Source organism: Acinetobacter modestus, from assembly GCF_014636095.1.
Lineage (GTDB): Bacteria > Pseudomonadota > Gammaproteobacteria > Pseudomonadales > Moraxellaceae > Acinetobacter > Acinetobacter modestus.
On record NZ_BMDV01000009.1, the window covers coordinates 23,279 to 40,475 of the forward strand.

Here is a 17,197-nt window from a genome sequence, read left to right on the forward strand (position 1 = left end):
CCTGCATAATGACAGAGCCTTTTCATTTTTTAAATAGCCTAGAAATTCGACTCTTCTTTTACAGGGTTTAATTCTTGAGTTGAAGCATCAATTTTCAGAATTAAACTAATCATCGCAGCACACATCATCAAAGATGTACCACCATAACTAATAAACGGCAAAGTCAAACCTTTAGTCGGCATTAAACCCATATTCATCCCAGCATTTACCAAAATTTGCATAAGAAAAATAATACTAATGCCATATGCCAAATAACCTGCGCGTAAGTAGTTATGTTGCAGAGCACGATGTCCTATTCGAATACAGCACGCCAACATAGTAAAGGACAATACCATCACCAAGGTGACACCAACAAAGCCAAACTCTTCACCAAGAACCGCTAACATAAAGTCTGTATGCGCCTCTGGAAGATAGGAAAGCTTTTGTACGCTGTGTCCTAAACCCGTTCCAATCCATTCTCCACGTCCAAATGCCATCAACGCATTTGATAACTGATAACCGACACCTAATGGGTCAGCCCAAGGATTCGTAAAGGAAATTAAACGCTGGAAACGGAATGGCTCAAATAAAATAAGTGCGGTAATTCCTGCAAGAATTGCCCCAAGCATAATTAAAAATTGAGTTGCTGGTGCACCTGCCAAGAAAAACACACCAACCATCATGAGAACAATAACAACCGTTGCACCGAGATCGGGCTCTGCCACAATAAACCCAACAGTTAAAGCCATGACGCCACTTAGTCGCAATAAGCCTTTCCAATGCGTTCGAACTTCTTTAGCACGGCGAACAACATAGTCAGCGGTAAAAATTGCCATTACGATTTTCGCAATTTCCGTCGGTTGTAAAGTAAAACCACCGAGCTTAATCCAACGATGTGAACCGTTGACTTCCGAACCAACGACCAACACTGCCAATAGCAGTACCATCGTCACAAGCCATAATGGAAAAGCATTTTTAAACCATAAATTCAAGGAAACTCTATAGGTTAAGAATGCCACTACGGCAGCAACAACAATCGAAATTCCATGACGAATTAAGAAATAAAATGGATTCTCATGAATATATTCAGCATATGGCATTGATGCAGACGCCACCATGACCGAACCGAAACACAGCAAACAAATTACACAAAAAATGAGCACATTACGCGCTGTCATTTCGGCAGGGAGTTTAGGTAAACGATTCAATAATTGTGAAATCTTTTGTACCGTATTTTGGGCTAAATCAGCCATAGATCAGTTCCTAATTTTTATTTTCATTCAGGGCATTTACACATGCCACGAATTGATGTCCACGATCATTATAGCTTTTAAACATATCAAAGCTTGCACAAGCTGGTGATAGTAAAACGACATCTTCAGCTTTAGTATATTTCTGTGCGAGTGCTACTGCTTCCGATAAACTCGTTGCGTGTTGGATTACAGTGGTACCTTGAATAGCTTGTTCAATCACAGCCGCATCTTCACCAATCAGAATCGCTGATTTTACATATTTTTGAATCGCATCTCGTAATGGTTTGAAATCCTGACCTTTACCTTGCCCCCCTAGAATTAATGCTAGTTTGCCATGTTTCACTTTAATAGCAGCACCTAAACCATCAATTGCAGCAAGGGTTGCACCTACATTGGTTCCTTTAGAGTCATTATAGTAACGCACCCCAGAAACTGTTTTCACATATTCACAGCGATGCTCTAAACCTTTAAAGTGTTTGAGTGTTTCCAACATAGATGCAGTATCTAAACCAATCGCCTCACCCAACGCCAGACATGCGAGTGCATTAGCAACATTGTGCATACCTTGAATATACATATCTGAGGTTTTCATCAAACGCGCTCTGCCACGTGCTAACCACATCGTGCCATCAGCATCACGAAGCACACCATATTGATTTAAATCAGGTGCATTTAGACCAAAACTTTGCATTGGTGTAACATCAGGTACAAGCGGACGACTTAAATTATCATCGCGGTTATAGACCACTTTTTTCACGCCTTGGAAGATTCGATGTTTGGCCTTGTGATAACCAAGCATATCACCATGACGATCTAAATGATCTTCACTCATATTCAAAACAACTGCGACTTCTGCATTTAAATTCGAGGTTGTTTCTAACTGAAAACTAGATAACTCTAAAACAATTAACTCTGGCTTATCTTTGAGCAAATCTAATGCGGGACGTCCTAAATTCCCCCCCACAGCGACTTTTCGACCAGCTTCTTGTGCCATTAACCCAATCAGCGTCGTTACTGTACTTTTTGCATTTGATCCTGTAATTGCAACAATTGGGACTTCAGTAGCACGACGTAGTATTTGAATATCACCAACAACAGGAATACCTTGTTCAATTGCTTGTTGAATTTCTGGTAATTGAGGGGCAAGTCCTGGACTAAGAATAATTTCTTCTGCTTGTAATAAAAGTTCTGCATCCAACTTTCCAAAACTGGTACGAACACCGGCAGGAATTTGATCATGCCCTGGCGGTGTTTCCCGAGAATCCGTTACTGCAACTTGGTAGCCTTGCTCATGTAGGAAGTTGACTGCTGACACTCCCGAAATCCCTAAGCCAGCTACAACTTTTAATCCACCACGTTGTATTAACATTTTTGCCCCATTTTTTGCAGATTACAGAATGGCAAAAATGTTAGCACTTTACTGTTTTAAATGCTTTTTCAGTTTTCATTTTATTCGATATTTTTTGTGTCAGTGCGTAAGTGTTAAACAGATAAAATTTACTGTTATTTTTCCAGCTTATTTATTCAAGATATAAATTTTTTTAACTTAAAAATGAATGTATTTTAGCAATCAGATGTTTCAAAGATGGGCGAGAAGTTGACTGATTTTGAATATTTATTTAATCCAACACATTCATGCTACAGGTTCTTTTTGAATGATCTAAAATAAGAAAAACACCCGTATTTAAAGATAGGCATATTTTCAAAAAACTCACAATCATGGATATCAAAAAATAAAGCCCACAATCCAATGTGAGCTTTTAGAGATTCAATGCCATTTTACTGTTTGAATCGCTTCTTTATTTTGTGGTTCATTCGCGTCAGTCGAGCAACCACAACCACCAGCACATCCGATAACAGCTTTAGGTTTTAACCACATGGCCAAACTCTGCCAACCAAATCGCTGACATAGATTTGACAAAATAAGCGACAAGGAACTTGCAGTTTTAGGGAATACTTTCTTAAAAACGACAAAAGCACTCCATAACACTAATACAGCAACAATCAAATACTCAAACATAAGCGACTCCTTTTAGCCCCAAATGCGTGATGCAATTTGGTAGGTGAAAAAAGACATTAGATAAGCTAAGCCGAACAAATACGTTGCCATAATTGCAACATATTTCCATGAACCTGTTTCACGACGAACGGTAGCTAAAGTCGCCAAACAATGCGGAGCATAAATAAACCAAACCAATAGCGATAAACCTGTAGCCAATGACCAACCCGTGCCATCCATACTAATCAGATGAGATAAACCTTGTGCCACAGCATCATCATTCGCCCCTGATAAGGCATAAACCGTCCCTAATGCTGCAACAACCACTTCACGCGCTGCCATCGCAGGAATTAATGCGATACAAATCTGCCAATTAAATCCTATCGGGGCAAAAATTGGTTGTATCAGATGCCCCAACATCCCTGCAAAGCTATAATCAATTGCAGGCTGTGTCGCACCATCTGGTGCTTGCGGGAAAGTACATAGGAACCAAAGTAAAATCGAAAGAGCGAAAATAATTCCACCCACACGTTTTAAGAAGATTTTGGCACGGTCTAATAATCCAATCCCGACACTTTTTAAATCAGGAATGCGATAACTTGGTAACTCGAGTAATAATGCATGTTGTGATTTATCTTTTTGTAGAAATTTCATCACAATCGAAACACACAAAGCACTGACAATACCCGACATGTATAAGCCAAATAGCACCAAGCCTTGCAGGTTAAAAATCCCCCACACCATTTGATTTGGAATAAATGCTGCAATCAATAAGGCATAGACAGGTAGTCGTGCTGAACAAGTCATCAATGGTGCAACCATAATCGTGGTAAAGCGATCACGTGGATCACTAATACTACGCGTTGCCATAATGCCTGGTACTGCACAAGCAAAGCTCGATAATAAAGGAATAAAAGCACGACCACTCAAGCCTGCTTTAAACATCAATTTATCTAACAAAAATGCGGCACGCGGCAGATAGCCAGATTCTTCTAAAACCAAAATAAAAAAGAATAAAATCAGAATTTGAGGCAAGAACACAATAACGCCCCCAGCCCCTGCAATAATTCCGTCAACGACTAAACTATGGAGCAAAGGCTGCGAGATATAAGCACCAAGTGTCGTACCTAGCCATCCAAAAAGACCTTCAATCCCATCCATAAATGGAGCTGCCCAAGCAAATACAGCTTGGAACACAATAAACATCATCACAGCAAGGCTTAATAAGCCCAATACAGGATGCAAAAATATTTTGTCGAGAAAATCGGTTCGCTTATCTTCTTGATCAACAAAGTTCACCACATCTTTAAAAATAATTTGGATCTTTTGATGATGCTCACCCGTTAAACCACTGAGTTCGGTATGGGGCACTGTATATTTTTGTTGATCTAATGCGTGCAGTAAGTTCTCAATACCTGAGTTACGCACAGCGACTGTCTCAACCACAGGAACGCCCAATCGCTCTGATAATTTTTGAGTATTGATTTGAATTCCACGGCGACGTGCTTCATCCATCATGTTTAACACAACAAGGATGGGACGACCTAACTCAATAATTTCCAGCACTAAGCCGAGATGAAGCTTTAAATTAGTCGCATCAACAACACATAAAAATGCATCTTGTTGCCCTTCTTCAGCAATTTTACCTTCACACACATCACGCGTGATTTCTTCATCAGGGCTTGTTGCTTGCAAACTATATGTTCCAGGCAAATCAAGTACTCGAACATTTCGACCTGAAGGCAACTGAAAATGTCCAACCTTACGCTCTACTGTTACCCCTGCATAATTGGCAACTTTCTGGCGTGTTCCAGTTAAATGATTGAATAAAGAAGTCTTACCGCAGTTTGGATTTCCCACAAGGGCAACACGTAACGCATCACTCATGCAGGTGCTCCTTCAAATTGGATTTCAATTTTATCGGCTTCAGTTTTACGTAATGCAAAACGAGTAAAACCAATTTGGATTAGAATCGGATCGCCACCAAAAATACCTTTGGTAATCACCTGCACTTGTGTACCGGGCACAAAGCCCAAACTCTCTAATCGAATAGCCACAAGATCTGGCTGTTCGGTATCATCTACTAAGCGATTCACTTTTGTGATCATCGCCGTTTGCTTGACTTTTAATGCTGACAATCGCACCGCTTCTAACCCTAAACTCTTTTCTCCTAGAGTATACAGGCAAATGAGAATAATTACCAAAAACAATATCAATGGCATTTGCTTTTGTGACAGATCGACAACAATTCATTTTTCTTTTACAGTGCCATTGAATGAAGGATTCTGCTGATGATGCTAAATAAAAAACCCCGTATTCCTACTCCTGTTACGATTCCTAAAGATCTCAGTTTTCTACAAGGATTTCGTGATTATTTAGTTGCACAAACCGTCAGTCCACATACACGCAATGCCTATCTATCAGATCTTATTCAATGTGCTGAGTTACATCCAAATATGACATTAACGCAATGGTCGAGTGATGATATTGCTGATGTATTAATTGCACTCACTAAAGCAGGCAAAAGCCCACGCTCCATTGCACGCTGCTTGTCTGCTTTACGTCAATTTTATAAATTTCTGAGAGAACAGAAACTCAGGGATGATAATCCTGTTGCAAACCATCGTTCTCCTAAAATTGGACGTGCTTTACCCAAAGATTTATCAGAAAAAGATGTAGAAGCATTAATCAATGCACCCGATGTCAATACGGCGCTAGGTCTCCGTGACCGAGCAATGTTTGAAGTGTTATATGCCTGTGGCTTACGTGTATCAGAACTACTTAATTTACGTTTGGAATTGATTAATCTAAAACAGGGCTTTCTTCGTATTACAGGTAAAGGCAATAAAGAACGTCTCGTTCCTCTCGGACAACATGCTTGTGAATGGATCGAAAAATATCTCGCCGAATCACGACCTCAGCTCTATAAAAGTAGTACGGATTATTTATTTTTAACACAACATGGCGGCATCATGAGTCGGCAAAATTTTTGGTATGCGATTAAACGTTATGCACTACAAGCGAATATTCTCGCTGAACTATCCCCACATACCTTACGACACGCGTTTGCGACCCATTTACTCAATCATGGTGCTGATTTACGTGTTGTACAAATGTTACTTGGCCATAGTGATCTATCAACTACTCAAATTTACACGCATGTTGCTCAGCATCGAATGCAAGAACTACATAACAAATACCATCCAAGAGGATAAAACCACCTTTTATCTATCAATATGATTTCATTCACACAGCATCAGCAAGATTTAACGAAGTCAATTTAAATTTTTGGTATGCTTGGGCAAACTTATAAATACAGTATGAAAGGTTGTTTATGTTGTTTACTCGGTCTCAGTTGTTTATTGCATGTGCATTAACTTCAACACTCTTGATCAGTGCTTGTTCAAAAGAAAATTCAGCACAAAAGCCTGATGCTCTGACAGCGAGTGCGCCAGCTACTGGTGAAGCATCAACGTTAAATGAACGTAATGCGCAACAACGTCTGGTTTCTACTTTAGAAAAAAATTTTAAAACAGCCAATATCAATGCCAAAATTCTTGCCATTAAAAAAACTGAGGTTCCAAATTTATTTTGGGTGAGCCTAGAAGGTATGGGATCGGTTTATGCGACCAGTGATGGACAATATATCATTCAGGGCGATGTTATTCGCCTTGGTGAAAAACAATTAAAAAATGTGAGTGAAGCTTTACAAGCGACTGAAAATAAAAAGCACTTAGCAGCACTCAAAACAGAAGACCTTATCGTTTACCCAGCACAAGGGGGTAAAGCGAAACACGTCATTTATGTATTCACTGATTCAAGCTGCCCTTATTGTCACAAACTACATGAACATCTTGCCGAAATTAATGCGAAAGGCATTGAAGTCCGTTACATCGCATGGCCACGCGGAGAGCAGTTTATGCCAACCATGCAAGCGATTTGGTGTAGTCAAGATCGTAAAGCTGCATTCGATCAAGCTGCGCAAGGTTTACCAGTTGCATCAGCAGAATGTAAAAACCCAGTTCGTGATCAATATCAATTAGGCTTAAATATGGGCGTGAATGGTACACCTGCAATTTATAATGTTGAAGGTGTGTATTTAGGTGGGTACATGACTCCAGATGAAATCATTAAACGCCTAGAAAAATAAAACATTCTCCACACCGTCTCACCACGACTCGGGCGACAGATTAAAGATGATCTTAGCCCTAGTGTCTGCGCACTTTTTTAGCTATGATCAAGCTTCATTAAAATGATTGAATAAAATGGAGTGTGACGTGAAACCAGTTCGTCTGGCGATACTCGGTCTTGGTACTGTAGGTGGTGGAGCCCTTAAATTATTACAAGAAAATGCTGCTGAAATTAAACGCCGTACCGGTCGCGAAATTCAAATTACACATGTAGGCACACGCCGTCCACGTCCAGATTTACAACTCGAAGGGATCAAACAAAGTGATGATCTCATGGACATCGTACGTCAACCTGATGTTGATGTCGTAGTCGAAGTGATGGGCGGTATTCATCCTGCCTATGAAGTTATCATGGAAGCCATCAAACATGGCAAGCAAGTTGTCACTGCCAATAAAGCATTACTTGCAGAACATGGTAATGAGTTGTTTAAAGCAGCTGAAGATAATGCTGTTCAGATCGCTTATGAAGCAGCTGTTGCTGGTGGTATTCCAATTATTAAAGTCATTCGTGAAGGTCTAGCTGCGAACCATATTCAATGGCTTGCAGGTATCATTAATGGTACAGGCAACTTCATTCTGACTGAAATGCGCGAAAAAGGTCGTGCATTTGATGATGTCCTCAAAGAGGCTCAAGAACTCGGTTATGCTGAAGCAGATCCAACTTTTGATGTAGAAGGGATTGATGCTGCACACAAACTCACTATCTTAGCATCATGTGCTTTTGGTATCCCATTACAGTTTGATAAAGTCTACACAGAAGGCATTAGCAAAATTACAGCACAAGATGTGAAGTATGCTGAAGAGCTTGGCTTCCGTATCAAACATTTGGGTATTGCACGTCGTGCAAGTAATGGTATTGAGTTACGTGTTCATCCTACACTGATTCCAGCGGAACAACTGATTGCGAATGTGAACGGTGTTAAAAATGCTGTATTGGTACAAGCACATGCCGTAGGCCCAACGCTTTACTATGGTGCTGGTGCTGGTGCTGGTCCAACGGCTTCTGCAGTTGTTGCTGATGTAATTGATATCGTACGTGATATTTCTTATACCGAAGATGGTGCAGGAACGATTCCACAATTGGCATTTGAAGCACTAACGAACATGCCTATCCTGAGTCGTGAAGAAATGACGACTGGATACTACATCCGTTTAAATGCTGAAGACCAAACGGGCGTACTCGCTGATGTAACCACCATCCTTAGCCGTGCTGGTATCAGCATTGATGCAATCATGCAGCAATCTCGCTTGAAAGATTTGATTCCAATCGTGATTTTAACAGACCCAATTGTTGAATCAAAAATGGATGAAGCACTTGCTCAAATTCAAGCATTACCAGCTATTCGTGGCGAAATCGTAAGAATTCGTTTAGAATCGCTCGATAGTTAATCAGGTTGAGGGAAAATGTATTCCCTCTCCCAGCTCTACCTCATATTGGAACACCATCATGTCGAATGCCAATCGTTATACTGGTCTTGTAGATCGTTATCGTGACCGTTTACCTGTGTCTGCAACTACACGTGCAATTTCTCTAGGAGAAGGAAATACTCCTCTTATTAAACTTGAGAACATTCCGCGTATTATTGGCAAAAACGTTGAAATCTATGTGAAATACGAAGGTCTTAACCCAACAGGTTCATTTAAAGACCGCGGTATGACGATGGCTGTAACAAAAGCTGTTGAAGAAGGCTCAAAAGCGATTATCTGTGCATCTACTGGAAATACTTCAGCAGCAGCAGCAGCATATGCAGCGCGTGCAGGAATTAAAGCCTTTGTTTTAATTCCTGAAGGCAAAATCGCAATGGGTAAAATGGCTCAGGCGATGATGTATGGTGCGATCACCATGCAAATCCGCGGTAACTTTGATGATGGTATGCGCCTCGTAAAAGAAGTTGCAGATCAAGCACCTGTGACAATTGTAAACTCGATCAACCCTTACCGTTTGCAAGGCCAAAAAACGATTGCTTATGAAATCGTAGAAGCATTGGGTCGTGCACCTGACTATCACTGCTTACCAGTTGGTAATGCAGGTAATATCACGGCTCACTGGATGGGTTATACCGAAGCAGTTGCAAATCAACCTGCTGATCAGTTTGAATCAGTTATCTATGATGCTGCAACAGATCAATTCACAGGTCCTAAACCAGAAGGTTTACCGACTATGGTAGGTTATCAAGCTTCTGGTGCAGCGCCATTCTTACGTGGTGCTCCAGTCGAAAGCCCAGAAACTATCGCAACGGCAATTCGTATTGGTAACCCACAAAGCTGGAATCATGCCAAAGCAGTTGTACGCGATTCAAAAGGTTGGTTTGATGAACTTCAAGATAGCGAAATTCTTGAAGCACAACGCTTACTTTCTATGTATGAGGGGGTGTTCGTAGAACCTGCTTCAGCAGCGTCTATTGGCGGTGCGATTCGTGACATCAAAGCAGGTAAAATTGCTGAAGGTTCGGTAATCGTTTGTACTGTTACGGGCAATGGTTTAAAAGATCCTGATACCGCAATCAAACAATGTGCTGATGCCGTAATGTTGTCAATCGATGCAACGATGGCTCAAGTGAAAGATTCAATTCTTTCAAATATGTAAGCATAAATATTGAAATAAAAAACCAGTTGCTTGCAACTGGTTTTTTATTGGCAACCATGGAAAGAAAAGTTATTCGTAATCATCGTAACTATATTGGGCAGCTAGATCTTTCTCTATTCTTTGGATTTCTTCAATCTCAATCTCTTTAATCTCAAATAAGGGCTGTTTTAATAAAGGATTAACCGCATATAAACCCTCTTCCTCCCACCCCTGTAGAATGATTAATGTTTGACTTTTATTATTATATTTTAACGCTTTATTAGTTTTTATTAAGGCTTGTAATAATACAGGTTGTTCTGATAAATCTTCAAATGAACCTTTCAACTCAATATCATCATAATCGTAATCTGCAAAAATGCTTCTGACATTCGTTTTTAATTGTTCAGGTTGATCCGCATAAGCTAAACCTGCAAAAAACTCATCATGCTCTTCCACCCATGCTTGTTTTTTCACTGACCATAAACCATAGAACTTAATATCTTGATCAAAATGGATCAATTGATAACTTTGCATGTTAGCAAGTTGAATAAACTCAAAAGTATCTTCATCATTTAAGCTTTCAGGCAACGTTTCTCGAGAAACCCCTCCCTCCTGATAAATATGTTCACCACAACGTGAAAAGACAAAATCATCCAATTTTTTTAATAATGCTTCATCTGCATCAAATAATGATTCAACTTCATAGAGTGGAAAATCACGTGCTCCATTGATTTCAAGTTGTTTATAGGTTGCTTCAGCTTGCCCTTTTTGCTCAAAAATACTGGCAATTCTATTACCCGAAGCATAAAAAACTTCATCGTTATAACCAAAATATTTCTCACGAATCACATAAGTCGTCATCTTATTTCCCCCAATTTTAGCTTTTTTGATATCAAAATAATTATTAATGTGTGAAATGCTAATCTAACAAAAATTGCTCAAAATAGAAGTGATAAAGTATTTTTCACGTCATAAAATGTCGTTCCATTATATAAAAAAAGCTCCTCAAATGAGGAGCTTTACGTTCGTAAGCAATTAAATTCTTTTCGGTAAAGTACTCAGCCAAGTTAATAAGTTGGTTGCATCATTGGTACGTGCTTGTGAAGTTGAAGCTCCCAATAGCACGACTACAGCAGGACGTGAATTAACGGTTGCATGCATGACTACACAACGTCCAGCCTCACCAATATATCCCGTTTTAGATAGGTTAATATTCCAACCACCATTACGTACCAAAGCATTGGTATTATTTGACTTAAGCACACGATAACCTAAATTAAAATCATAGGTTGGCGTAGTGGAAAACTGACGAATTAAGCCATACTGAGAAGCAGCACTCACTAAAATACCAAGATCACGTGCGGAAGAAACATTATGAGGATCTAAACCTGTTGATTCTGCATAACGGGTTGACGTCATTCCTAATTGTTTTGCTTTGGTATTCATCGCAGCAATAAATGCTGAACGTCCGCTTGGGTAAGTCCTCGCTAATGCTGCCGCAGCAGGATTTTCTGATTTCATCAAAGCGAATAACAAAAGTTCCGCTCGATTCATGGTATCGCCTACTTTCAAGGTCGAAGTTGAATTCTTTCCACCTGCACCTGCAAAATCAATTTGCTGTAGCGTGATTTCTTCCGACATATTCAGCCGCGCATCTGCGGTAATCACAGCCGTCATCAATTTAGTAATTGAGGCGATCGGTACTGACATATTACTGTTTTTACTAAACAGTACTTCGCCTGTTTGTGCATCCATCACCAAAGCTGCACGTGCATTTACAGCGGGTTGGCTACTGAAATGAGAAGTATCTCGAATCTGTATGCTTTTTTGTGGCGTTGCAGATGAACTAATACTTGCAGAACCACCACTTCGTAAAGTGGTCGTAACCGAAGTTGAACCTTGCGGGCTGATCTCTAATGAATCATCATCTTCCATCAATTGGCTTGCATCACTTGCAGACCAATTTAACGAAGCTGAAGAACTATTCGCACTTGTAGAGGCTGGATTGTTATTTACAACCAGCTCAGCATAACTTGTTGAACTAAGAGCCAACAAAATAGACATGCTCAAGGCATGCATGATAGATTTTTTAGAATTTTTCACGACACAATACTCAACTCGGGACGCTGCACATTTGCGCTTAATAACATTATGCCTTACATTTGAACAAATCGGGTAAAGCTTTTATAGACACAATTGTGTACAACTATTCTCTAAACATGGAGAATAGGATTGCTAATTTTGTCGTTTGATTGCAAGCTCATTTTTCTTTATGTAACAAAAAAATCGTTTTTTTGAAAAAAGGAGGTCTTCTTGATCACTGTTCTCGTTGTTGATGATCATGAACTCGTACGTACAGGCATTTGTCGTATGCTGGAAGACCATCCAGATGTAGAAGTCATTGGACAAGCTGAATCTGGAGAAGAAGCGATTGCTTTAGTTCGATTAAAGCATCCTCAAGTTGTACTATTAGACGTCAATATGCCAGGAATTGGTGGCGTAGAAACAACACGTCGCCTTTTACAAACAGCACCTGAGACTAAAGTGATTGCTGTCAGTGGTTTAGCGGAAGAACCCTACCCATCGTTGTTATTAAAAGCAGGTGCAAAAGGCTATATCACAAAAGGCGCGCCTATTTCAGAAATGGTACGTGCAATCAATAAAGTGATACAAGGTGGTAAATATTTCAGCGCAGATATTGCCGAACAGCTTGCGAGTTCTTATCTTTCAGATACGCAACAATCCCCTTTTGACGCACTTTCAGAGCGTGAAATGCAAGTCGCAATGATGGTGGTTAATTGTATTAGTGCTCAAGAAATCGCTGACAAATTATTTGTTAGTGTTAAAACTGTAAATACCTATCGCTATCGAATTTTTGAAAAACTAGCAATTGATAGCGATGTAAAATTAACCCATCTCGCCATCCGTTATGGACTCATTAAACCTTAATCATATTAAGTGATCGCTTATGTTGGGAAAAATTGCGTCATCAGTGTCCCAAACCGTTTATCGGCTCGGAATTTGGTATAGTGGATATCGACTGATTATTTCAATCAGTCTAATCCTTATTTACTTACTTACCGCAGAGCAACTTGCTACAAGTTATGATTATCCGTTTTTATATTTCTACACACTGGTTTGTTATATTACCATCAACATTTTCCAGCTTTTTTTACTTAAACTGGTTCCGTTACAAATCAGTAAACAGCTTATTTTTATTTTTATTGTAGACGTGATCTGCTTAAGTTTGATTACATTTTCAGCAGGTGGTCCAAACTTACAACTAAGCTTATTGTACGTTATCATTATTTTCTCTTCGGCAATTCTCCTGAATGCTCATCTTTCACTGATTGTGACCCTTTTTGCCGTTATTATGGTGGTTTACCAGCGTTTTCTTGGTAACTTTTTTGATTATACCAATCTGAATAATCTTGGTAATAGTGCATTACTTGCTTTCTTATTTTTTGTAGTACATGCAATTGGTCGTATTGCAGTTCAGCGATTTAAGATTTTAGAAACACTCACTTTTCATCAGTCGATTGAAATTCATCAGCTGCAAAATATTAACCGCTATATTTTGGAACAAATCGAAGATGGTTACTTAGTTTTAGATACCAGTAACCATATTGTACTGAGTAACCCAGCCGCTAATACATTATTAGGCATTCATATTCCTGTTTCTCCTGAAAAAACACCATTACTCAAATGGCAACCTGACTTATTCGAGTTAATTAAATTTAGTGACTTAGAAGATGGTGAAGAATTTAGTTTTGAATCACAACAAAGTCCGTACACAATTAATGTCCGTGTTAAGCATTTAATCGTCCCTGAACAATCACTAATTTTACTTATCTTGAAAGATGCACAAAAACTCACGCAACAAGTTCAACAATTAAAACTCGCCGCGCTCGGTCAACTCTCTGCCAGTATTGCACATGAAATTCGGAATCCTTTAGCGGCAATTGTGCAGGCCAATGAATTATTTAAAGAAAGTGATAGTCATCAACAAGAAATGCTCTGTCGTATGATTAGCAAACAAGCTAGACGTATTGATAATATTGTTCAAGATACATTAGGCATGGCACGCAACAAACCAACTGAGCCACAAGTCATTCAACTTGCTGATTTTTTTGAAAGCCTATTGAATGAAGATTTAGTCGATGCGAAACATATGATTAAACTCAATCTTGCAGAACGAATTAACATTCTTTTTGATGAGAAACAATTACGTCAAGTTTTAATTAATCTGATTCGAAATGCCCTGCGGCACAATGCAGCTGATGCTCAATTTATTGAAGTGAATGTAGACTTAAAAGATGGCAGAACATGTATTGATGTGATCGATTTTGGTACGGGTGTCGCAAAACGAGATATTTCTCAGCTATTCAAACCATTTTTTAGTACCGAAATTAAAGGAACTGGTTTAGGATTGTATTTGTCTCACACCTTTTGTGAGGCAAATCATGCAAAGCTCACTTACGTAGAGCGACAACAAGGAGCATGTTTCAGGATTGAATGCTCAAAAATTCATTGATTAGATTAGGTTTTTCGGGGAAATGGCAACTAAACAACCGCTCGTCTTACTCGTAGACGATGAAGAAGACTTATGTCTTTTAATGCAAATGACGCTCGCACGAATGGGCATTAAAACTCATCTTGCCTATCGCGTAGAGCAAGCAAAAAAATTCTTTACCGAGTTTCAGTACGATGCTTGTTTAACAGATTTGAATCTCCCAGATGGCAACGGTCTGGACTTGGTTAAACATGTCACACAAAACTATCCCAACACACCCATTGCAGTATTAACAGCGTATGGCAATATGGATATTGCAATTGCTGCATTAAAAGCAGGTGCTTTTGATTTTGTCAGTAAACCTGTCAATCAAACTCACTTAGATCAATTGATTCAAAAAGCATTGAATCGACCACAGCCTGAACAAGAAGCTGCTGAAAGCGCATTAGAAAATAAACTTCTCATTGGTCGATCTACGCCCATTCAGCAATTACGCATTGCTTTAAAGAAAATTGCTCGATCTCAAGCCCCTGTCTTTATTACTGGTGAATCGGGGACAGGAAAAGAAGTTGTTGCCAATTTAGTTCATCGTCTGAGTAACCGTAGCGAAGGACCTTTTATTGCGATCAACTGTGGTGCTATTCCAACAGAGTTAATGGAAAGTGAACTATTTGGTCATAAAAAGGGCAGCTTTACAGGCGCAACCCAAGACAAACAAGGTTTAATTCTTTCCGCACATGGTGGTAGTTTATTCTTAGATGAAATCGCTGAATTACCCTTAAGTATGCAGGTAAAACTGCTTCGTGCTGTACAAGAAAAGAAAATTCGACCTGTCGGCTCAGATCAAGAAATTGATGTTGATTTCCGTGTCATCAGTGCAAGTCATCAAGATCTTGAATTACTAGTGCAACAAGGTCGTTTCAGACAAGATTTATTCTTCCGTATTCACGTCATGGATATTGTATTACCTCCTTTACGTGAACGTGGGCAAGATATCTTATTGTTAGCAAATCACTTTATTCAGAAAATTAGCCAAGAATGGGAAGTCTCAGTCAAAACCCTTTCTTCGCGTGCTGAACAATTCTTATTGCAACAATATTTTCCAGGTAATGTACGCGAGCTTCGAAATATTATTGAACGTGCAATTACGCTCAGTGATGATGAAACAATTGATCTTGCTCATCTACAAACTGCACCATTACGTAGTCCAATTCCGACACCAAGTATTCCATTTTCCTCGCAAGAAGAAACTGATCATACAACAGCCAGTGCAAGCCCAATGATGGGCTCTAAAAAACTACCGCCAGAAGGTTTGGAACGCTATTTAGAAAATATTGAAAAAGAGATTCTTCTCAATGCACTGAATTTAACCCATTGGAACCGAACGTTAGCAGCTAAAAAATTAGGAATGACTTTCCGTTCTTTACGTTATCGTTTGAAAAAATTTGGTTTAGATACAGAAGATGATGAATAGTCTTAAAAATAAAGCCCCTAAATAGGGGCTTTATTTTTAATTAAATTTTACTTTTTAGAACCAAATCTGTGACGTGTTCCAAATAGCCATCTTCTTTCATTTCAGGTAACAACGGATAACTTTGATTCGGTTGAATCCCTTGACCTTCAATCATATTCCCATTGGGCGTGTAATAATGTGAGACTGTCATTTGCAGTGCTGCGCCACTCGGTAATGGAAATAATTTCTGTACTACACCTTTTCCATAGCTATTTTCACCTACAACCCACGCACGTTTATGTTCTTTTAATGCTGCGGTGAATACTTCAGCTGCCGAGGCTGAACGATGGTTAATTAAGATACCTAATTTTATATTTTGAAATTCATTTGAAGGTAAAGCCTGAAATTGTTGATCTCCTTCTGAACGACTTTTTGTCGTCACAATCAATCCTTGATTCAAGAATAAATCTGTTGATTCAACAGCAGCAGACAATAACCCCCCTGGATTATTACGCAGATCGAGAACGACAGCCTTGAGTTTAGTTGTACTATATTCTTCGATTAAACGTTTAATTTCATTCGCTGTATCTTGTTGAAACACTCTAATTTTAAGTACAAGCACCTGATTATGTAGTAAAACAGGTTCAATATCTGTCTCAACCTTTTTATTTCGAACCAAAATCACCGTGCTATTATTATTTTCCGGTTGTATTTGTACGGTACTGCCTATCGAGCCATAAAGCAGACCTTGTACTTGATCCTGATTTAAACTCTTTAATTCTTGATTATCGACTTTGAGTATGGCTTGTCCATTACGCAAACCCAACTTACTAGAATCGGACCCTGATTTTAGGTCTTGAATTTGCCATAAACGATTATGAGCATCATAATTTAAATTGAAATCAACAGAAGCCAGATCACCTTCAGTGTATTGAATAAGCTGGCGGTATTCTTCGGCGGATAAATAACGAGAATAACGATCTAAACCGCTCACCAACCCTTTGATTGCTTGCAGAAAAAGTGCATCGTCTGTTTTTTTATCAACGTAGTTATCTTTCACAATCCCATAAATCTGTACAAATTGCTGAATAGATTCAAGTGGCACTTCAGCATTTCGGCTTGTAGTCTCTTCCCCCCATGCTGAGGCATGTGTAATAGGTGCAGATAACGTATGCGATCCCCAACACATCAACAAACTCGCAAAGAACCCTCGATAAATGTTGTTGTGTTGGGTCATATGTTCA

15 protein-coding genes are annotated in these 17,197 nt (G+C 39.2%); 7 read left to right on the plus strand and 8 right to left on the minus strand.

Annotation, left to right across the window (positions count from 1 at the left end):
- Nucleotides 1–38: 38 nt before the first annotated feature.
- The 5 genes from ftsW to IEV17_RS15495 form a co-directional block, all read right to left on the minus strand.
- Nucleotides 39–1,232, minus strand: a complete 1,194-nt coding sequence (gene ftsW, locus IEV17_RS15475; protein ID WP_004659402.1) for a putative lipid II flippase FtsW — start codon at nt 1,230–1,232, stop codon at nt 39–41.
- A 10-nt stretch (nt 1,233–1,242) separates the two neighbouring features.
- Nucleotides 1,243–2,601, minus strand: coding sequence for a UDP-N-acetylmuramoyl-L-alanine--D-glutamate ligase (gene murD, locus IEV17_RS15480; RefSeq protein WP_004659404.1), 1,359 nt, complete (start codon nt 2,599–2,601; stop codon nt 1,243–1,245).
- 399 nt (nt 2,602–3,000) lie between these two features.
- Nucleotides 3,001–3,252, minus strand: a complete 252-nt coding sequence (locus tag IEV17_RS15485) for a DUF6587 family protein (RefSeq protein ID WP_004659406.1) — start codon at nt 3,250–3,252, stop codon at nt 3,001–3,003.
- Nucleotides 3,253–3,264: 12 nt separating this feature from the next.
- Nucleotides 3,265–5,118 (minus strand): ferrous iron transporter B, encoded by a 1,854-nt coding sequence (feoB, locus tag IEV17_RS15490; protein WP_004659407.1) that lies wholly within the window; start codon nt 5,116–5,118, stop codon nt 3,265–3,267.
- On the minus strand, nt 5,115–5,375 hold the full coding sequence (locus IEV17_RS15495; protein WP_034600743.1) for a FeoA family protein: 261 nt from the start codon (nt 5,373–5,375) through the stop codon (nt 5,115–5,117). The genes feoB and IEV17_RS15495 overlap by 4 nt, the downstream gene beginning before the upstream one ends.
- 150 nt (nt 5,376–5,525) lie before the next feature.
- On the opposite strand from IEV17_RS15495, the gene xerD reads away from it, so the two are divergent.
- The 4 genes from xerD to thrC all read left to right on the plus strand — a co-directional run bounded on the left by xerD (nt 5,526) and on the right by thrC (nt 10,008).
- Nucleotides 5,526–6,446, plus strand: a complete 921-nt coding sequence (gene xerD / locus IEV17_RS15500; protein ID WP_034600778.1) for a site-specific tyrosine recombinase XerD — start codon at nt 5,526–5,528, stop codon at nt 6,444–6,446.
- Nucleotides 6,447–6,565: 119 nt separating this feature from the next.
- A complete protein-coding gene (locus IEV17_RS15505) occupies nt 6,566–7,381 on the plus strand; it encodes a DsbC family protein (protein WP_004659411.1) in 816 nt (271 codons plus the stop codon).
- 127 nt (nt 7,382–7,508) lie between these two features.
- Nucleotides 7,509–8,810 carry a homoserine dehydrogenase gene (locus tag IEV17_RS15510; protein WP_004659413.1) on the plus strand — a complete coding sequence of 434 codons (1,302 nt, stop codon included), beginning with the start codon at nt 7,509–7,511 and terminating at the stop codon, nt 8,808–8,810.
- 58 nt (nt 8,811–8,868) lie between these two features.
- The gene (gene thrC, locus IEV17_RS15515) at nt 8,869–10,008 is read left to right on the plus strand and encodes a threonine synthase (RefSeq protein ID WP_004659414.1); all 1,140 of its coding nucleotides are present in this window, start codon (nt 8,869–8,871) and stop codon (nt 10,006–10,008) included.
- A gap of 69 nt (nt 10,009–10,077) precedes the next feature.
- On the opposite strand, the gene IEV17_RS15520 is transcribed toward thrC, so the two are convergent.
- On the minus strand, nt 10,078–10,848 hold the full coding sequence (locus IEV17_RS15520; protein ID WP_004659416.1) for a hypothetical protein: 771 nt from the start codon (nt 10,846–10,848) through the stop codon (nt 10,078–10,080).
- Between the two features lie 174 nt (nt 10,849–11,022).
- A complete protein-coding gene (pbpG, locus tag IEV17_RS15525; RefSeq protein ID WP_155757104.1) occupies nt 11,023–12,090 on the minus strand; it encodes a D-alanyl-D-alanine endopeptidase PBP7/8 in 1,068 nt (355 codons plus the stop codon).
- A gap of 210 nt (nt 12,091–12,300) precedes the next feature.
- On the opposite strand from pbpG, the gene gacA reads away from it, so the two are divergent.
- Genes gacA through IEV17_RS15540 form a run of 3 tightly spaced genes read left to right on the plus strand, consistent with a single transcriptional unit; the run spans nt 12,301 to nt 15,974 of the window.
- On the plus strand, nt 12,301–12,936 hold the full coding sequence (gene gacA, locus IEV17_RS15530) for a response regulator transcription factor GacA (RefSeq protein WP_004659422.1): 636 nt from the start codon (nt 12,301–12,303) through the stop codon (nt 12,934–12,936).
- Nucleotides 12,937–12,955: 19 nt separating this feature from the next.
- The gene (locus IEV17_RS15535) at nt 12,956–14,521 is read left to right on the plus strand and encodes a sensor histidine kinase (protein ID WP_004659423.1); all 1,566 of its coding nucleotides are present in this window, start codon (nt 12,956–12,958) and stop codon (nt 14,519–14,521) included.
- A 22-nt stretch (nt 14,522–14,543) separates the two neighbouring features.
- On the plus strand, nt 14,544–15,974 hold the full coding sequence (locus IEV17_RS15540) for a sigma-54-dependent transcriptional regulator (RefSeq protein WP_004659424.1): 1,431 nt from the start codon (nt 14,544–14,546) through the stop codon (nt 15,972–15,974).
- Between the two features lie 40 nt (nt 15,975–16,014).
- On the opposite strand, the gene IEV17_RS15545 is transcribed toward IEV17_RS15540, so the two are convergent.
- Nucleotides 16,015–17,190 (minus strand): S41 family peptidase, encoded by a 1,176-nt coding sequence (locus tag IEV17_RS15545; protein WP_004659426.1) that lies wholly within the window; start codon nt 17,188–17,190, stop codon nt 16,015–16,017.
- Between the last annotated feature and the right edge of the window lie 7 nt (nt 17,191–17,197).